Source organism: Mycobacterium sp. IEC1808 (assembly GCF_002101935.1).
Lineage (GTDB): Bacteria > Actinomycetota > Actinomycetes > Mycobacteriales > Mycobacteriaceae > Mycobacterium.
On the sequence record NZ_LQPV01000042.1, the window covers coordinates 41,926 to 57,064 of the forward strand.

The window sequence follows — 15,139 nt, forward strand, 5'->3', positions numbered from 1 at the left end:
GGCCCGTCAGCTCGGGGGTTCCGAAATTCGGAAGGTGTTCTCGATGGTCGTGCCCTCCGGGCTGTTGCGCACTTCCATTGTGTCGCTGATCGCTTGCATCAACACCAGGCCGCGCCCGCTGTTGCCCGGGTCGGCGGCCGGCGTCTTCCACGAACCGTCGTCGGTCACCCGCGTCCGAATTCGGCCATCGGTCAATTCCGCGTCGAGCAGCATCGTCCCGACCCGGTGTCCGCGATAGGCGTGCTCGACGCAGTTGGTGCAGGCTTCGTTGACGACCAGCACGATGTCGGCGGCCAGCGCGTTCGGAACCTCGGCGGCGCGCAGCCACGTGGCCAACCGGTGCCGGATGTCGACCAATTGGTCGGCGACGGCATCGCTTTCGATGCGCAGCCGCGTCGGCCGATGCCGATATATCACCATGGCGACGTCGTCGTCATACCCCGATGCGGGGGCCAGCGCACGGACGACGGTCTGTGGGACGTCCTCCAGCGGCAGCTTCGTCGTCTCAAGCAAAACGTCTGCGGCGCGGGCGATTCCGATGTCGATCGACTCGTGTTTGCGCTCGACCAGGCCGTCCGTGTACAGCATCAGCGTCGAGCCCGCCGGCAGCACCCGGGATGCCTGCGGCCGCGGCTCCGCCCGGCGCACCGCGAGGGGCACCGAGGCGGCGTCGGTCACCACCGTCGTGGTCGCGGGCCGCGGACCCGCGACCATCGCGGGCATGTGGCCGGCGTTGCTGTATTCCAGGACGCCAGTCTCGGTGTCCAGGATCGCGAGAAAGACCGTGGTGCAGTAGGCATTTGGGATAAGCGACGCCGCCAGGTCGAGCTGTTCGAGCACGAGTGCCGGCTGGGCGCCGTTGATCAACAGCGCGCGCGCCGAACTGCGTAGCTGGCCCATCACCGCGGCCGCCGGCAGGCCGCGGCCAACGCAGTCGCCGACGACGATGCCGATGCGGTTGCCGCCGATCGGCAGCACGTCATACCAGTCGCCCCCGATTTCCAAGGGCAGGACGGCCGGCTCGTAGCACACGGCGAAGCCGGCGGGCGGCTGCACCGTGGGTAGCATGGCGCGCTGCAGGGTCAGTGAGGTTTCGCGCGCGCTCTCGAACTGGCGCACGTGCTGCATGGCCAGGCTCAGGTGGCCGATGAGCACCGTGACCAGCAGCCGGTCTTCGGCGCTGATCCAGCGGGGTGTCAGCAGCTCCAGCCAGAGGGCGATGTCTCCCGTGTTGGACAGCACCGCCACCAATCCCTGTGCCTTGCCGGGATTCTCGGGCCTGTCCACCGTCTTGGCCGTCAGCGGCAGCTGGTGACGTGCGTCCTGGAACGTGTCGCGCAGCCAGGGATCCAGTTCGCGCCAGGAGGATTCGGCGGGTTCGCCCGCCACCTGAACGGTCGGTTCGCCCCCGCCGTCGGGCCACGAGACGGCGATCACCCGCTTGACGTCGATCGCCGTCCGGCATTCTTCGAGGGTGATCGACAGCAGCTCGGCCACGCTCTTGGCCACGGCCACCGCTGTCGCGAGCCGCAGCACCGCGCTCTCGCGGGCGGCGAACGCGCGCTCCGCGGTGATGTCCCGGATCGTGCCGACGTAGACGTCCCGGTCGCTGCCGGCTTCCTTGACCGCGTTGATGCTGACCATCACCCACGCGAGATGTCCGTCCCGATGCCGAATCGGGGTTTCGTACGCGGCGCTGCCGTTGCTGCGGACCAGCGATTGCTGCTCACGCGCGGTCTTCCTGTCGACCAGCCACGGGTGCGGCCACCGGTATGGCAGCCCCTCGGCGGGATAGCCGAGGATCTCGATGAAGGCGTTGTTGACTTCCACCACCGAGCCCTCGTGGTCGGCGACGAAAAAGCCCTCCTGCAGCGAATTCACCAGCGCCGTACGGAATTTGTCGCGATCGGCAAGCCCCTCGGCCCGGGCCCGCTCCTGCGCGAAGCGCCTGGTGCCGTCGAGGAATCCGCGGGTCGCGACGTCCAGGGGGGCCAGCGTCTGCAACAGGAATTCCAGGGCGATGGGGGCGTCGACTTGGTAGTCCTGACAGGTGTCGAGAACCAGCCGAACGTGGTGCTCGATGATTTCGAGCACGCTGATGTCTTCCTCGAGGGCGCGGCGGCCGAGCTCGTGGCCGACGGTCAGGACGTCCTCGTCGCGGGTGTCCAAGTAGCTGCGCAGTGCGGCGCCGTACTGGGCGTGGAAGTCGTCGTTGCCGTTCATCTCGATGCTCCCCGGTGACGCGCGGCAAGCACCATGGCGTCGTCGATCTCCTTGGCGTGCTTTCCCAGGAGTTCTTCGGCGATGTCCACGGCGGTGGCAGCGAAGTCGATGTGATCCAGGTAGTCCTCGGCGATTCCGTCGGTGCTCATCACTAGGAGGTCGCCCGGGCGGACCGGAACCACCTGGGCGGGCCTGATTTCGGGCATGCGGTAGCCGACGATGCCGCCGGTGAGGCGCGCGGTCGATCGGATCTGAACACCGGTCGGCGCCTTGGCCACCAGCTGCGCGGTGACATTGCCGACCCCCGTCCACGTCAGGGTGCGGGCCGCAAAGTCCACCCTGGCCAGCGTCATGGCGACCCCCCTGGTGCCCTCCAGCATGCGGTGGCAGAGCTGGATCAACACCTCGAGCCGCTCCGAGCTCGCGCGCTTGACCGCGTCGACGGCGCGCAGCGCCGCATCCGCGGCCTCCGGACCGTGGCCGAGGCCATCCACCACGCCGAACAGGGCGGCGTGACCGTCGATGTCGACGGCGACCCCTCGGTCGCCGGACGTGAACTCACTGGGCATAGGGCGACCCGCCCTTGCCCACTCGATCGGCCCGAGCCGGCCATGCTCATGCACGGGAGGGGACCCACTTCCACATTTCGATGACCGTTCCGTGACCAAGTTTCGAATCCACTACCAAGCGGTCCATCAGGCGGCGGGCGCCGGGCAGGCCCATCCCCAGCCCGCGACCGGTGGAGTAGCCGTCCTCCAGCGCGCGCTCGATGTCGGCGATGCCGGGCCCGTCGTCCTCCGCGCGCACCACCAGGGCCGTGCGCCCGTCCCGTTCGGCCACGGCGATCCGGACGGCCCCGCGCCCCGCGTAGCTGGTGATGTTGCGGGCTATTTCGGAGATCGCCGTGGCGATCATGGTCACGTCGGTCAGCGAGAAGCCGAGATCGAGAGCGAGCTGGTGTCCGGCCTTGCGGGCGGCGACGATGTCGTCGGAGTTTCGGATGTCGACGACGATGTCACCCGCCACCATCGCGCCCGATCGTCGATTTCCCCACTCCGCCTTGGCGATTCAGCAGCGCGAGGCCCTCTTCGAGATCCAGTGCGGTGTTCATGTCGTCGAACTGCAGGCCCAGTTGAACCATCGCGAAGGCCACTTCCGGTTGCAGGCCCACGATCACGGTGTCCGCGCCGCGCAGCCGGGTCATGTGGGCGATGGTCCGCAGCGAGCGCGCGGCGAACGAGTCCATCACGTCGATGGCGGTGACATCGACGATGATTCCCTGCGCGCGAAACCGGCTGACCCTTTCCATCAGGTCGAAGCGAAGGCGTTCGGCGTCGGAGTCGGTGAGCGCCGACTGCACCGAAGCGATCAGAATCGCGCCCTGTTTCAGGATCGGTACTGGCATGGGGGGCTCGTGCTAATGGTGGCTATCCGGTCTGCTCACCGGTACGCGTGACTTCGTAACCGAGCAGCCGTTCGGCTTCTTCGATGCCGCCCTGCAGGTCGCCGACGGCGTTCATCTTGGACAGGTCCAGCCCGATGGTGACCAGCGTCAGCGCGATTTCCGACGACAGGCCCGTGATGATCACGCTGGCGCCCATCAACCCAGACGCGTCGACCGTCTGCACGAGATGGTTCGCCACCGTGGAGTCGATGGTGGGCACACCGGTGATGTCGATGACGACGACTTTCGCGCGGTTCGCGCGGATCGCCCGCAGCAGCTGTTCGGTGACCTGGCGGGCTCGCTGGCTGTCCAGCACGCCGATGATCGGCAGAATCAGCAGCTGCTCGCGCACCTGCAGCACCGGCGTCGACAGCTCGCGGATGGCCTCCTGCTGCTGGCGGATGATGCGCTCGCGTTCCTGCACGAACGACACGGCCACCGTGTTGGCGATGCGGTTGGCCGCCGGCTCGTACGCGTCGAGGACGCGGTTGAGCATCTCGAAGTCGGTCTGATACTTCTCGAACAGCGACCGCGCCAGCACGTCGCGGAGCAGCAGCACGATGCCGACGACCTCGTCGGTTTCCACGCCTCGGGGGATGATGCGTTCCGACAGGTCGCGCGCGTAATCCTGCAGCGCCTCGACGCTACCGGTCTCGAGCACCTCGACGTAGCTGTCGTACACCGTCGTCGCTTCGGAGAAGATCTCCTCCGGGGTCATCGCGGTGAGCAGCTCGGCCTCGGTGATCCTGCGCGCCCACTCCTCGCGCAGGACGGTGCGGTTCTGGCGCAGGTGCTGGACCAGCTGAGGCAGCAGGCCCTCGCTGACCGTCTGCGCGGCGGTGCTGGTGGTGCCTAAATCCGACAGCGAATCTGACATCTGGCCTCCCATGTGCCGCAGCGCGCTCCGCAGTATGCCTATGGGGGAGACTAGCCTGGATAATCGCGCCCCAACTGTCGAGGGCATATTCTTCTCGCAGTTCGCATGGCAGGCTAGGCTTGCACCACACTCAAGGCCCGGGACAAAGGATCGCCATTGTCAGCTCCTGATTCGATCACCACGCTGGTTACCGACCACGATGGCGTGTCCGTGGTCAGCGTCAGCGGCGAAATCGATCTGGTCACCGCCCCGGCGCTCGAGCAGGCCATCAGCTCCGTGATCGCGGACGGTCCGACGGCACTGGTCATCGACCTTTCGGCGGTGGAGTTCCTCGGCTCGGTCGGTTTGAAGATCCTGGCCGCGACGTACGAAAGACTAGGCAAATCCATCGAGTTCGGTGTCGTCGCGCGTGGGCCGGCGACCAGGCGGCCGATCCACCTCACCGGTCTGGACAAGACCTTCCCGCTGTACCCGACGCTGGATGACGCGTTGACCGCCGTCCGGGACGGCAACAGCACCCGCTGACGCGCCTTCGGGCTATCGCATCAGCGAGAAGTTTCGCCAGAAGTTCGCCAGGCTCTCGGTGCCGCCGAAGAGCGTCGTGAAGTTGGTGGAGTCGACCAACACGATGTCGCCGGCCCGGCCCCCGTCGGGCGGCATCCAGATCAGGGCGTTGAATTCGGTGTTGCCGGCCTCGGTGAAGGGATGTGGCCGCGTGGGGTCGATTCGTTGGCGCCCCAGCACGCGCAGGGCGGCACTTTCGGGCGCCGTCAATTCGTAGTGCGGCAGGTGGGGATGGAAGTTGAAGGTCGTGACTTGGTTCAGCAGCCCGGGGGCGTCCAGGTCGCGGAAGCCCGTCAGCGGCGCGATCTGGCCGTCGGTGGCCGCCGGCCGCAGGCCCCACTTGTTGTAGACGGGTACGTCGAGGGCCTTCATCAGGGAGCGGGTGTATTGGCTGAACCGCTGTTGGCGGGGAACCAGCGGGTCGCCGTGGTGCAGGAACTCCGTCTGGCGCTGTTTCGCGTCGTCGGTGAAGCCGACGTCGTGGTGCGGCGCCAACAGCAGGCAGGTGCCCTCGCGCTGCAGCCAGGCGCGAATCGCCTCGACCTCCGCGGGCCGCGCCTCTTCCTGCCCGAGCACGTGGTCGAGCCCGAAGACCATTAGGGTGTCGGTGTCGTCCAGCACCCGCTCGTCGATCGGTAGGTGATAGCCGGCCTGGTCGATGCGCTGGAAGACAGCGACCGGGTGACCGGTCACCTCGCCGGCCAGTTGCTGGAAGTGCAGCGTCGAGCGGTGAAACAGCTCGAGCGTCCCGGCGATGCCCTGCAGGAAGTGCGCCTCGTCCCATTCCGCCGTCTCGTAGTTCGGCCAGGCCACCCGGCGGACCTCGGTCATCGTGGAGAACCGATTGTCCAGCGCGGCGGGATCGTGTTGCGCTTCCCAGGGGTAACTCCAGGTCCAATAGATGCTGATGCGGCGACGACCCGGGGTGTGCGCTCGGGATACGTGGTTCTGGTTGTAGGTGCGTGCAGGTGCGCTCACGGTGTCCTCGCAAGGTACTTCAGGCCGTTGATGCCGGGAAGGAAGAAGTAGGCGCCGCCCGTGAGCGTGGTGAAGGCCGGCAGCCCCTTGAGAACCTTTCGGATCGGACGCTTCGGAATCTTGTATTCCAGTGTGCCGTCCTGTGTTCCGCAGATGGGGTCGCGTTCGTTGCCCAGCTCGTGAAAGTTGCGATCATTGATCCACACGTTCTGCGCGAACTCGAACTGGCGGACCAGGCTGGCGCAGATGATGAACGCGGCGATGCCCCGGTCCGCGCCGTCGTCGTCGGCGCCCTCGGGAAGCGCCTCGCCGTAGGTGGCGCCGCGGCGGATCATGCGGCGCCGGTTCATGTTGACCGTCGTGTCGCGCGGATTCAGCCGTCGCGCATGGGAACCCAACGGCACCGCATACCCGAACGGGTCCATCTCCTTGTAGTTGAAGTCGTTGTTGCGCATGGGGTCCGCGCCGAGTTCGGGGTCGTCGCGCTCGGGCGACAGGACGAGCGGGGCGCCGCTGCGCCACCGTCCCATCAACTTGGCGGCGAGGAGCTCTTGGCCCTCTGGTGTTTGCGCCTGCGACGCCAGGTAACCGCGGAAGAGGCCGACATGCTCGCGCAGGCGCCGGTACGCCATGTAGCTGCCGTTGCGAGAGAGTTCCTCGGGCTGCGGCAGTTTCGGGATGACGCCCTCCTCGTCGGGGTAGCCGAGGATGAACTCGCCCGGCTTCAATGGGCCCCCGGATCCGGGCGTCGGCTGCTCGCCGCTTCCTTCGATCACCGGTTGCGACAACCGGTCCCGAAACCCGAAGTGGTCGTGGGCGTAGTCGAAGGGTGGCGTCGCATTCAAGTCCAGGAAGGACAGCACGCGCACCCCCGGACACCGTGCGACGAGGTCGGCGTGCACCGCGGTGCAACGCCGGTGCTCGGCGTCGTTGCGCGCGAACAGGATCGCGATCGCGTGCAGGTCCTCACCGGCCAAACCGCCCACCCAGTTGCGCGGGTGGTTGGATCCGGTGTCGCCCAAGATGTCGGCGCGCGCCGCCATGCCCTCGCGAAACTCGTCCGGGAAGGTGGCCAGCGAATCGTCGGGAACTCCCAACGCCCGCAGCCCATTCCAGGTGAAGGCGAGAGTAATCCACCGGTCGCTGCTGTCCATCGTCCGCCGGACGTCCGACGCCGACTGGGCCTTGTCCACCAGCTCGCCCAGCCACGCTCGTCCCCCCGCCGGACTGTCGAACGACAAGAATTCGTAGCGCCCCGTCATCGCCGGTGTGCGGGTCACCAGGATGTGCTGGATGTTGTCTAACTCAAGCATGCGCCGAGCATTTACTGCATCTGGTCGAGCATGTCGGAGAAGGCGGCCTTGAGGCGCAGCGCCTTTTTGATCTCGTCGGCGGTGACGTAGGGGTACTCGCCGTACTCCAGGAAGCTGGGGAACTGGTGCTCACGTACGAACTTGATGAAGGCGTCCGGGTTGGTCTGCCAATCCTCCGGAAAGCCCTCGAGGTTGGTGAAGACGGTGGTGACGCCGGACTGCGAGAACAGTTTTATCGCGTCCTCGGTGTACTTGTCGAAATCGGTGTCGAAGATCCCTTGGTATTGGAAGTGCAGTCCGAAGCCGACGTCGAAAAGGACCCACCGCAGGTAGTGCAGGCGCAGCGGGGCCAACAGGTCGGGCTGGGACTCGATCGCAGCCTGGATCGTCTTGCCGTATTCGCGGATCACGTCTTCGCGTCCGGGCTTGACCTTGGCGATGATGGAGAAGCCGTAACAGGCGGGCGTCCGCGGAAAGACGGGGCCGTACCGGCCGCGCTGCAGTTCGAAATATCCCTCCGCGGGGATGGCCATCGCGGCGGGTTTACTCCATTCGTGGTCGATGGTCGGCATCGTGTTCTCCCCGTGGTCGGACCTGTCGGGTTGATTCTTCACCGCGGCCCGGCCCTTCGGAAGGTCGTTGGCCCACAAATCACTTCCGGTGGGATGATCGGTGTTATGGGTGACGACGTCGATCATCCGGAAGATGACCAGCAGTGGGATCGCAGCCAGCGCGGCGAGACCGAAATCGAACGGCTGGACCGCAATTGGAACAGCCTGCTGCAGGAGCTGCGCGTCGTGCAGACGGGCGTCCAGCTGCTCACCGGCTTCCTGTTGACGCTGCCGTTCCAGCAGCGCTTCGACGTTCTCGCCGAACCTATGCGGATCGTGTACCTGGCGACCGTCGGCTGCTCGGTGGGCGCGACGGTGCTGCTGGTCACCCCGGTCGGCATTCACCGGCTGCTGTTCCGGCGGCACCGCCTCCAGGTCCTGGTCTCGGCGGCGCACCGATGCGCCTACGCCGGGCTCGGGCTGCTGGGCACCGCCCTGACCGGGGTGACGGTCATCGTTTTCGACTCGGTTGCCGGGCGCAGCGCCGGGCTCATAGCGGGAGCTTGTGCGTTGGCGCTGTTTGCGTTCTTTTGGTGGCTCCTACCGCTGTTGCTCCGCACGCGCGGTATGTAGCGCCCCGATCCGGGTGGAGTCCAGATGCTCGAGGAGATCCTGCGGATCCGTAAAAATCGGTGACGCGCCGGCCGACTCCAACTCGGCGCGGGAGATGCCGCCGCTCAAAAGCCCGATGCACGGCAGTCCCGCGGCCGCGGCGGCGTGGGCATCCCACACCGCGTCGCCGACGAACACCGCGTGGTCCGCATCCACCCCGGCCCGGTCGAGCGCCACCTGCACAATGCCGGGGTCGGGTTTGGCGGTGTCGACGTCGCGCGACGACGTCTTCGCGGTGATGACGTCGTCACAGTCGAGCGTCTTGAGCAGCGTTTTGAGTTCGTCCTCGGGTGCCGAACTGGCCAGCACCACTTGCAGTCCGAGGGCGGCGACGCGCCGCAGCAGCTCCCGGGCGCCGGGCAAGGGGGCCAGCAGCGGGGTGGCCTCGCGGTAGTAGCGGCTGTGCCCGTCGCTGAGCCGATCCTGCACGTCGTCGGATGCGTCATCGGACAGCGTGCGCACCAGCGTGTCGCCGTCCATGCCGATGCAGCGGTGAATCTTCCAGGCCGCGACGGGCATGCCTTCGGCGTCGAAGGCGCGCTGCCATGCGTAGACGTGCAGATAGTTGGAATCGACGAGGGTTCCGTCCACGTCGAACAGGACGGCCGGGGGTTTGCGCATCCGCGGGGCATACCCGCGGCGGGGCAGGCTGACACGAGCCGTCGTTTGGCCCATGGGGGCGGCGGGTAGACCTCGACGAGGCTTCGGCACGATCCGCCATGCGAACAGCACTGGGACAAAAGCGTTTTCACGAGGAGAGAATTTGCGAACCCCGAAAAGTGACCCGGTAGACCACCACCGCACTTCTCGCCAGCATGCCGGCGAATCGTTGACGCACGCCGCCAATGCCCCCGGCCTCGCGTCGGCGGCCGTCGCCGTGGTCGCCCTGGTGATCGGGCTTTACGCGTTCGCGACCGGGCACCTTCTGGTCGGTTCGATCGTCGTGCTGCTGGCCGCCGTGTCGGGCGCCGCGGGCGTGGCCTGGCTGTTGCAGACGCACCGCAAGGTGCGCGCGGCCGAAGTGCGCTGGCAGGCAATGAATTCCGACAAGCCCGCACCGCCGCCCAGCAGTTGACCGTCGCCCGGCCGAGGCGCCGCCGACATGTTTAATTTTCGGCCTGGCCGGGCATAAGGGGCGCATGCTCGACGCGTCCGGCCCCTTGCGTCCCGGCATCGCAGGCCGCGTGGCTGCCGCCATCTGGGCGGTCGGTCTGGTGGTTGGCGTTCTTGCGCTGGTCACCGGGCATGCGGGGGCGGCGATCGTGGCGCTGCTCCTCGCCGTCGTGGCGCCCTGGGTCGGCCTGGCTTTCGTTTCGCGGAGCCAGCGCCGGGCCTCCAACGTCGCATTGTTTCTGCACGGCACGAGAGCCGGCGGCTCCGCGGCGCACGCCAAGACGCCGATCGCCTGCTGAGTCGGCCCTCCACGGCCATGGGAGGCGTCCAATTGTCGTCGGCGCAATTTTTTGAGCCGATTAGGTGTTATCGACACGTGATCGGGGTACCGACTCAGCCACGGGTGAGTACAGGCAAGTGCGTCAGCCCGTCGTCCAGCAGGGAGGAACAGCCATGACGACCACCAGCGATTACGACGCACGCCGCATACCCGACGTCGAGACCCAGGACGCGTCCGCGCTACGCGAACTCGCGGCCACCGGTACACCCACCGCGGTGGTCGACGAGGACCCCAACGACGTGGTCTTCTTCGAGCTGCCCGGCGCGGATCTTTCCGGCGAGGAATTGTCGGTGACGGTGATACCCCAGCGCTCCGACGAGTTCACGTGCTCGAGCTGCTTTCTAGTGCAGCACCGCAGCCGGTTGCGCCCCTCGAGCTCGGGTCTTCCGGTCTGCGCAGACTGCGCGTAACGCCGTCGCGGGGGGCCTTGACCATCTAGGCCCGCCGTGTTTCGGTCGTCAGCGTGGCCTTGAGCCGTCCGCCCGGCCTGCCGGCTCCGCGCGTACTTCGGCCGCTGTTCGCCGCGGCGTATGCGGTCGCCTATCTTGTCGGCGGCGAGCGGCGGATGCTGCGGTTGATCCGCCGATACGGTCCGATCATGACCATGCCCGTGCTCAGCCTGCGCGACGTGGCGATCGTGTCCGACCCCGAACTGGTCAAGCAGGTCTTCACCGCCCCGCCGGACGTGCTGCTCGGCGGCGAGGGCGTCGGACCGGCGGCGGCCATCTACGGCTCCGGGTCGATGTTCGTGCAGGAGGAACCGGAGCATCTGCGCCGGCGCAAGTTCTTGACGCCCCCGCTGCACGGCGCCGCGCTGAGCAGCTACGTGCCGATCATGCAGAACTGCGCCCGCGCGGCGATGCACAGCTGGCCCGTTGACCGCCCGTTCGAAATGCTGAAGGCGGCGCGCGCGCTGACACTGGACGTGATCGTCCGGGTCACCTTCGGCGTCGATGATCCCGAAGAGGTCCGCCGGCTGGGCAAGCCCTTCGAGCGCCTGCTAAACCTCGGTGTCTCGGAGCAATTGACCGTCCGCTACGCGCTCCGTCACCTCGGCGCGTTGAGGGTGTGGCCGCAGCGGGCGCGAGCCAACGACGAGATCGACGGCGTCGTCATGCCGCTCATCGCGCGACGGCGCGAAGACCCCCGCCTGGGCGAGCAGCTCGATATCCTCTCGCTGCTGATGTGCGCCCGCGGCGACGACGGGGAACGGCTGTCCGACAGCGAGATTCGCGACGACCTGATCACCCTGATGCTGGCGGGTCACGAGACCACCGCGACGACGCTGGCCTGGGTCTTCGACCTGTTGCTGCACCACCCCGACGCGCTACGACGGGTACAGACCGAAGCCCTGAGCGGTGAGGAAGCCTTTACGACCGCGGTGATTCACGAGACGCTGCGGGTCCGGCCGCCGGCGCCCTTCACGGCACGCGTTGCGGCCCGGCCGTTTCCGATCGGCGGCTATGTCGTGACGGCCGGCACCCGCATCGTGGTCCACATCATCGCGGTCAACCGCAACCCGCACACCTACGAGCACCCCAACGAGTTCCGTCCGGAGAGATTCCTCGGCACCCGACCCGAGACTTTCGCGTGGGTGCCGTTCGGGGGCGGCGTCAAACGGTGTCTGGGGGCCGCGTTCACGATGCGCGAGCTCATCACCGTCCTGCATACGCTGCTGCGCGAGGGCGAGTTCAGCGCCGTCGACGAGGAGCCGGAGCGGATCGTGCGGCGCTCCATCATGCTCGCACCCCGCAACGGCACCAGGGTTCGGTTCCGTCCTCTCGAGCCGGGTCGTGTGTGCCCCGACGCCTAGGTTGCCGCAACCGGCCGCTCAAAGCTGCCTCGGGATTTTGGCTTGTCGACGCCCTCTCCGAGGTCCGGGACTCATACACTTGCCTCCGGAAGGATCGGGGCGGTTTTCTCCAATTCTTTTGGGGCGGGGGACGATGAGATGACGTTGGCAGCCGTGCAAGGTGCCGCATCCGCTGCGCCCGTGTTGGCTTCCACTGTTCACGGCCGGGGCGGGACTCGTGGGTACTCTGCTGGGCGGCCTGATCACATTCTTAACGTCGACGTCCGCCCACCGCCGCGAAGAAAAGGCAGAGCGCGAACGCCAAAGACGCGATCAGATGCGCGATGTTTCTGTCAGGTTCATACAGGCCGTATCCAAACAACGACTCGACAACGCCAAGATTCAGGAGAGCGCCGAGGAACTCAAGGAGCTGATGAGTCGCCCCTCGAATGGCGAGGACCCAGCTGGGGCGTTGGCGGGTTTCAAGAAGCGGGGATTCGATCCGGATCGTTCGCGGGCTGCCGACGCCGCGTCGCAGCTGGAGCTGTTGAACGACGTTCTCGAGGCGATCGGGGCGGCGGAATCGACGTTGTCGGAAGCGGGCGTCATCGTCGCCGAGATGCGTTTGCTGCTACCGAATCACATCGTCAGGCTGGCAGGATTGGCCGCTTCCGTGAACTTCACCCAACAGCTCTACGCGGCCCTTCCGATGGCGAACCGGATACAGCCGAGCGATGTCAGCGCCGTAATGAACCGATTTATCAATGCGGTCCGGGCGGAGCTTGGCATGGATGAGTTCCTGCCGTTGAAGGTCAGGCTGGAGGATCTCGAGCAGACGATAGGCGCGGCCGTCGACCCGGCGAGGGCCGACATCACCTCCTAGTAGGTGGCCTGCGCCGAATTGTCATAGCGATCCGGTACTTTCGTCGCACAAGTCCACGCAGCCAATCCGAGGAGCAATGGAGATAATCGCCGGGTCCTTGCTGCTGTTGGGGTTCGCTGTCCCTTGGTATTTCGCTCAGCACGCCACTGGCAGCGTCCCGGCGGGATTTTCGGCCGGTCTGGGCGGCCTCGCCCTGACCGTCGTCGCCCTGCTGTGGCTCGGTGTTCGGCGTGACCGCTACAGCGTCGGGCGGCAGCGACGGCGTGACCTGCGATACGCGACGTCGGACCTGGCGGCCATCGACCAGATGTCGGGTGTCGAGTTCGAGGAATTCGTTGCGGCACAGCTTCGTACGGTGGGATGGAGCGTCGCGCACACCGCCAGCACGGGTGACTACGGTGTGGATCTGATCGCGAAGCGGGACGGCGCGTGCATGGCGGTCCAATGCAAAAGGCAGGCGAAGGCCGTCGGCGTGGCCGCCGTCCAGCAGGTGGTGGCCGGCGCCCTGCACCACCGGTGCAACCAGACGGTCGTGGTTACCAATCAGGGGTTCACGAAGGCGGCCCGCCAGCTGGCGACCACGCACCGTTGCCGCCTCGTCGGTCGGGAACAGGTGCAGATCTGGGCCGGGGCGGCGCATATGCCGGCGCGGCCGCAGTACCAGCGCCCACGGCTGCAGCCGGAGCCGGAGGCCTAGGCGGGGAAGGGTTGCGTTGGCTTTGTTCAGTCGCTCCTGGCTTCTCGTCGGCCTCGCCCGGTTTTATCCAATGCCAGAAATCTGGCCCGGGCAGCGAAGCGGAGATGAACAGAAAAATCACGCACGGCAATAGCAGACACAAACCCAAGCCAAAGTAGGCCGCCAGTTTGCCGGGCACAGAATTGTTTTGAGCGACGATGCCGGAGTAGAGGGGTCCTACTAAGGCCATAACCGCTGTTAGCACAACGACGCAGATGACAAAAGCGCGCCGGAACCATCGAGCGGCATTTGACTCTTTAAGCAAATCGCGGCCTCCGAAAATTTGGTTTCGTTGTCGGTAATACCTTACCGTTCTGACCAGAATGATCGCGCCACTGATCGCCGTCATTAATCCGAATATGGACCATACTGCGCCGTTGAATCGCTTTGGCCCGTGCAGGCCAAAGTCTTCCATCACCGTGAAATAATTTAGCGACGTCCGGGTCAACAGGAGGGATACGGTGACAATGGCTACAAACGCGAGGAAATTTCCGAGATGCACCAGAGATCTGCGATCTTCCTTGTCTTTTTCCTGTGCACCCAAGACAGCTTCAGCGTCCACGATGTGAGCTATTATCCAGCCCAGCCCGGCGACGGTAACAACGAAACCGACGGCTAGCATGCCGCTAGCGGCCATGCTCTGTGTCCAAGCGAGGCTGCACACAACTTCTGCTGTGTGGGGGTCATTTTGAGGTGGGGCAAGCGCCCATATGCCGATAAACTGATTGCACGCAAGCACGAGAACTAATACACCGGGTGCGAACAATGCGACCGCGTGAAAAATCCTATCTTCTTTGCGTTGTCTGCCCAACAGAAATGCAATCGCCGTGAGCGTGAATCCGGCAAGCAGGCCCGCCAGTGCCGCGCTGCTTTGAGAGGCGATCACGACGCTCCATGGTGCGTGTGCATTCCGGCAGGTCGGATCCAAGTTCATGAGAATATCCCTTCGCCAGTCCCTCATCGACGCTCACCAGTCCCAGAACCTGACTGCGCTCAACCCGCCCCAACGTCTCACGGCGGGTTTGCGAGCGCCTGAGTAGTCGGCTACTCGATCTTGTCGCGGCCATGGGGCCATAGCAGGCGCAATGGAGCTAGAGGCCTAGCTGTACTGACCTGAGAGGTTAGGTACGCGGCTGGCGGGTGGTTGGCCGCCGAGTGCGGTGTGGCCGCGGTGGTGATTGTAGGTGTGGAGCCAGATGGCGAATTCCGCGCATCGTTCAGCGTCACTGCGGTAGAGCCGGGCGTAGGCCCATTCGTCGGCCAGGGTGCGGTGGAATCTCTCCACTTTGCCGTTCGTCTGGGGGCGATACGGTCGGGTGCGGCGGTGCTCGATCCCGCCAAGAGCGTCGCGGAACACATAGGATCGATAGCAGGATCCGTTGTCGGTCAATATTTTTCGAACGCAGATGCCGCACTGTGCGAACCAGGCGTTGGCGCGTAGCCAAAACGCTGCTGCGGTCTCTTTGCGCTCATCGGTCAGCAGCTCGCTATAGGCCAGCCGCGAGTGCGCATCGATAGCGGTGTGCAGGAAGTGATAGCCGCGCACGGGCCGGTAGTGCTTGTCGAGGACGCCGGTGCTGCGATCGGCCCGGGCGTTGTGCTTGCCTGCGCTGCGACCCAGCATGCGCCAACCGCCGCCGGCAGGGATCTTGC

General features: G+C 66.0%; 18 protein-coding genes. 8 read left to right on the top strand and 10 right to left on the bottom strand.

The window, feature by feature from the left end:
- Window positions 1–6: 6 nt before the first annotated feature.
- From AWB92_RS21500 to AWB92_RS21520, 5 genes are read right to left on the bottom strand one after another with little or no spacing between them, the layout of a single operon-like run.
- Window positions 7–2,223, bottom strand: coding sequence for a SpoIIE family protein phosphatase (locus AWB92_RS21500; RefSeq protein ID WP_085189244.1), 2,217 nt, complete (start codon window positions 2,221–2,223; stop codon window positions 7–9).
- Window positions 2,220–2,792 (bottom strand): SpoIIE family protein phosphatase, encoded by a 573-nt coding sequence (locus AWB92_RS21505; RefSeq protein ID WP_085189246.1) that lies wholly within the window; start codon window positions 2,790–2,792, stop codon window positions 2,220–2,222. The genes AWB92_RS21500 and AWB92_RS21505 overlap by 4 nt, the downstream gene beginning before the upstream one ends.
- A gap of 46 nt (window positions 2,793–2,838) precedes the next feature.
- Window positions 2,839–3,249, bottom strand: a complete 411-nt coding sequence (locus AWB92_RS21510) for an anti-sigma regulatory factor (protein WP_068184765.1) — start codon at window positions 3,247–3,249, stop codon at window positions 2,839–2,841.
- Window positions 3,239–3,628, bottom strand: coding sequence for an STAS domain-containing protein (locus AWB92_RS21515; RefSeq protein ID WP_067157499.1), 390 nt, complete (start codon window positions 3,626–3,628; stop codon window positions 3,239–3,241). The genes AWB92_RS21510 and AWB92_RS21515 overlap by 11 nt, the downstream gene beginning before the upstream one ends.
- Before the next feature lie 22 nt (window positions 3,629–3,650).
- Window positions 3,651–4,544, bottom strand: a complete 894-nt coding sequence (locus tag AWB92_RS21520; protein ID WP_068184707.1) for an STAS domain-containing protein — start codon at window positions 4,542–4,544, stop codon at window positions 3,651–3,653.
- Between the two features lie 156 nt (window positions 4,545–4,700).
- Between AWB92_RS21520 and AWB92_RS21525 the strand changes: the two genes are divergently transcribed.
- Complete coding sequence (locus AWB92_RS21525; protein WP_239645615.1) at window positions 4,701–5,069, top strand: STAS domain-containing protein; 369 nt, start codon at window positions 4,701–4,703, stop codon at window positions 5,067–5,069.
- Between the two features lie 12 nt (window positions 5,070–5,081).
- Here AWB92_RS21525 and AWB92_RS21530 read toward each other — a convergent pair whose 3' ends face one another.
- Genes AWB92_RS21530 through AWB92_RS21540 form a run of 3 tightly spaced genes read right to left on the bottom strand, consistent with a single transcriptional unit; the run spans window position 5,082 to window position 7,971 of the window.
- Window positions 5,082–6,086: a hypothetical protein gene (locus tag AWB92_RS21530; RefSeq protein WP_085189248.1), complete on the bottom strand. Its 1,005-nt coding sequence runs from the start codon at window positions 6,084–6,086 to the stop codon at window positions 5,082–5,084.
- A complete protein-coding gene (locus tag AWB92_RS21535) occupies window positions 6,083–7,399 on the bottom strand; it encodes a peroxidase (protein ID WP_085189250.1) in 1,317 nt (438 codons plus the stop codon). The genes AWB92_RS21530 and AWB92_RS21535 overlap by 4 nt, the downstream gene beginning before the upstream one ends.
- 11 nt (window positions 7,400–7,410) lie before the next feature.
- Complete coding sequence (locus AWB92_RS21540) at window positions 7,411–7,971, bottom strand: hypothetical protein (RefSeq protein WP_068101872.1); 561 nt, start codon at window positions 7,969–7,971, stop codon at window positions 7,411–7,413.
- Between the two features lie 105 nt (window positions 7,972–8,076).
- Between AWB92_RS21540 and AWB92_RS21545 the strand changes: the two genes are divergently transcribed.
- The gene (locus tag AWB92_RS21545; RefSeq protein WP_085189252.1) at window positions 8,077–8,583 is read left to right on the top strand and encodes a DUF6328 family protein; all 507 of its coding nucleotides are present in this window, start codon (window positions 8,077–8,079) and stop codon (window positions 8,581–8,583) included.
- On the opposite strand, the gene AWB92_RS21550 is transcribed toward AWB92_RS21545, so the two are convergent.
- Complete coding sequence (locus AWB92_RS21550; RefSeq protein ID WP_085189254.1) at window positions 8,551–9,243, bottom strand: HAD family hydrolase; 693 nt, start codon at window positions 9,241–9,243, stop codon at window positions 8,551–8,553. The two genes, AWB92_RS21545 and AWB92_RS21550, sit on opposite strands and share 33 nt — an antisense overlap.
- Window positions 9,244–9,385: 142 nt before the next feature.
- Here AWB92_RS21550 and AWB92_RS21555 point away from each other — a divergent pair, with 142 nt between their 5' ends.
- The 6 genes from AWB92_RS21555 (at window position 9,386) to AWB92_RS21580 (ending at window position 13,447) form a co-directional block, all read left to right on the top strand.
- The gene (locus AWB92_RS21555; protein ID WP_085189256.1) at window positions 9,386–9,697 is read left to right on the top strand and encodes a hypothetical protein; all 312 of its coding nucleotides are present in this window, start codon (window positions 9,386–9,388) and stop codon (window positions 9,695–9,697) included.
- Window positions 9,698–9,761: 64 nt separating this feature from the next.
- Entirely contained in the window at window positions 9,762–10,034 is a 273-nt protein-coding gene (locus tag AWB92_RS21560) for a hypothetical protein (RefSeq protein ID WP_085189258.1), read from the top strand.
- Between the two features lie 154 nt (window positions 10,035–10,188).
- Entirely contained in the window at window positions 10,189–10,485 is a 297-nt protein-coding gene (locus AWB92_RS21565; RefSeq protein WP_085189260.1) for a DUF4193 domain-containing protein, read from the top strand.
- 53 nt (window positions 10,486–10,538) lie between these two features.
- The gene (locus tag AWB92_RS21570) at window positions 10,539–11,888 is read left to right on the top strand and encodes a cytochrome P450 (RefSeq protein WP_173817465.1); all 1,350 of its coding nucleotides are present in this window, start codon (window positions 10,539–10,541) and stop codon (window positions 11,886–11,888) included.
- Window positions 11,889–12,105: 217 nt separating this feature from the next.
- Window positions 12,106–12,750 (top strand): hypothetical protein, encoded by a 645-nt coding sequence (locus AWB92_RS21575; RefSeq protein ID WP_085189263.1) that lies wholly within the window; start codon window positions 12,106–12,108, stop codon window positions 12,748–12,750.
- A 76-nt stretch (window positions 12,751–12,826) separates the two neighbouring features.
- Complete coding sequence (locus AWB92_RS21580; RefSeq protein WP_085189265.1) at window positions 12,827–13,447, top strand: restriction endonuclease; 621 nt, start codon at window positions 12,827–12,829, stop codon at window positions 13,445–13,447.
- Between the two features lie 1,138 nt (window positions 13,448–14,585).
- On the opposite strand, the gene AWB92_RS21585 is transcribed toward AWB92_RS21580, so the two are convergent.
- A partial coding sequence (locus AWB92_RS21585; protein WP_142282207.1) for an integrase core domain-containing protein occupies window positions 14,586–15,139 on the bottom strand: 554 nt, incomplete at its 5' end.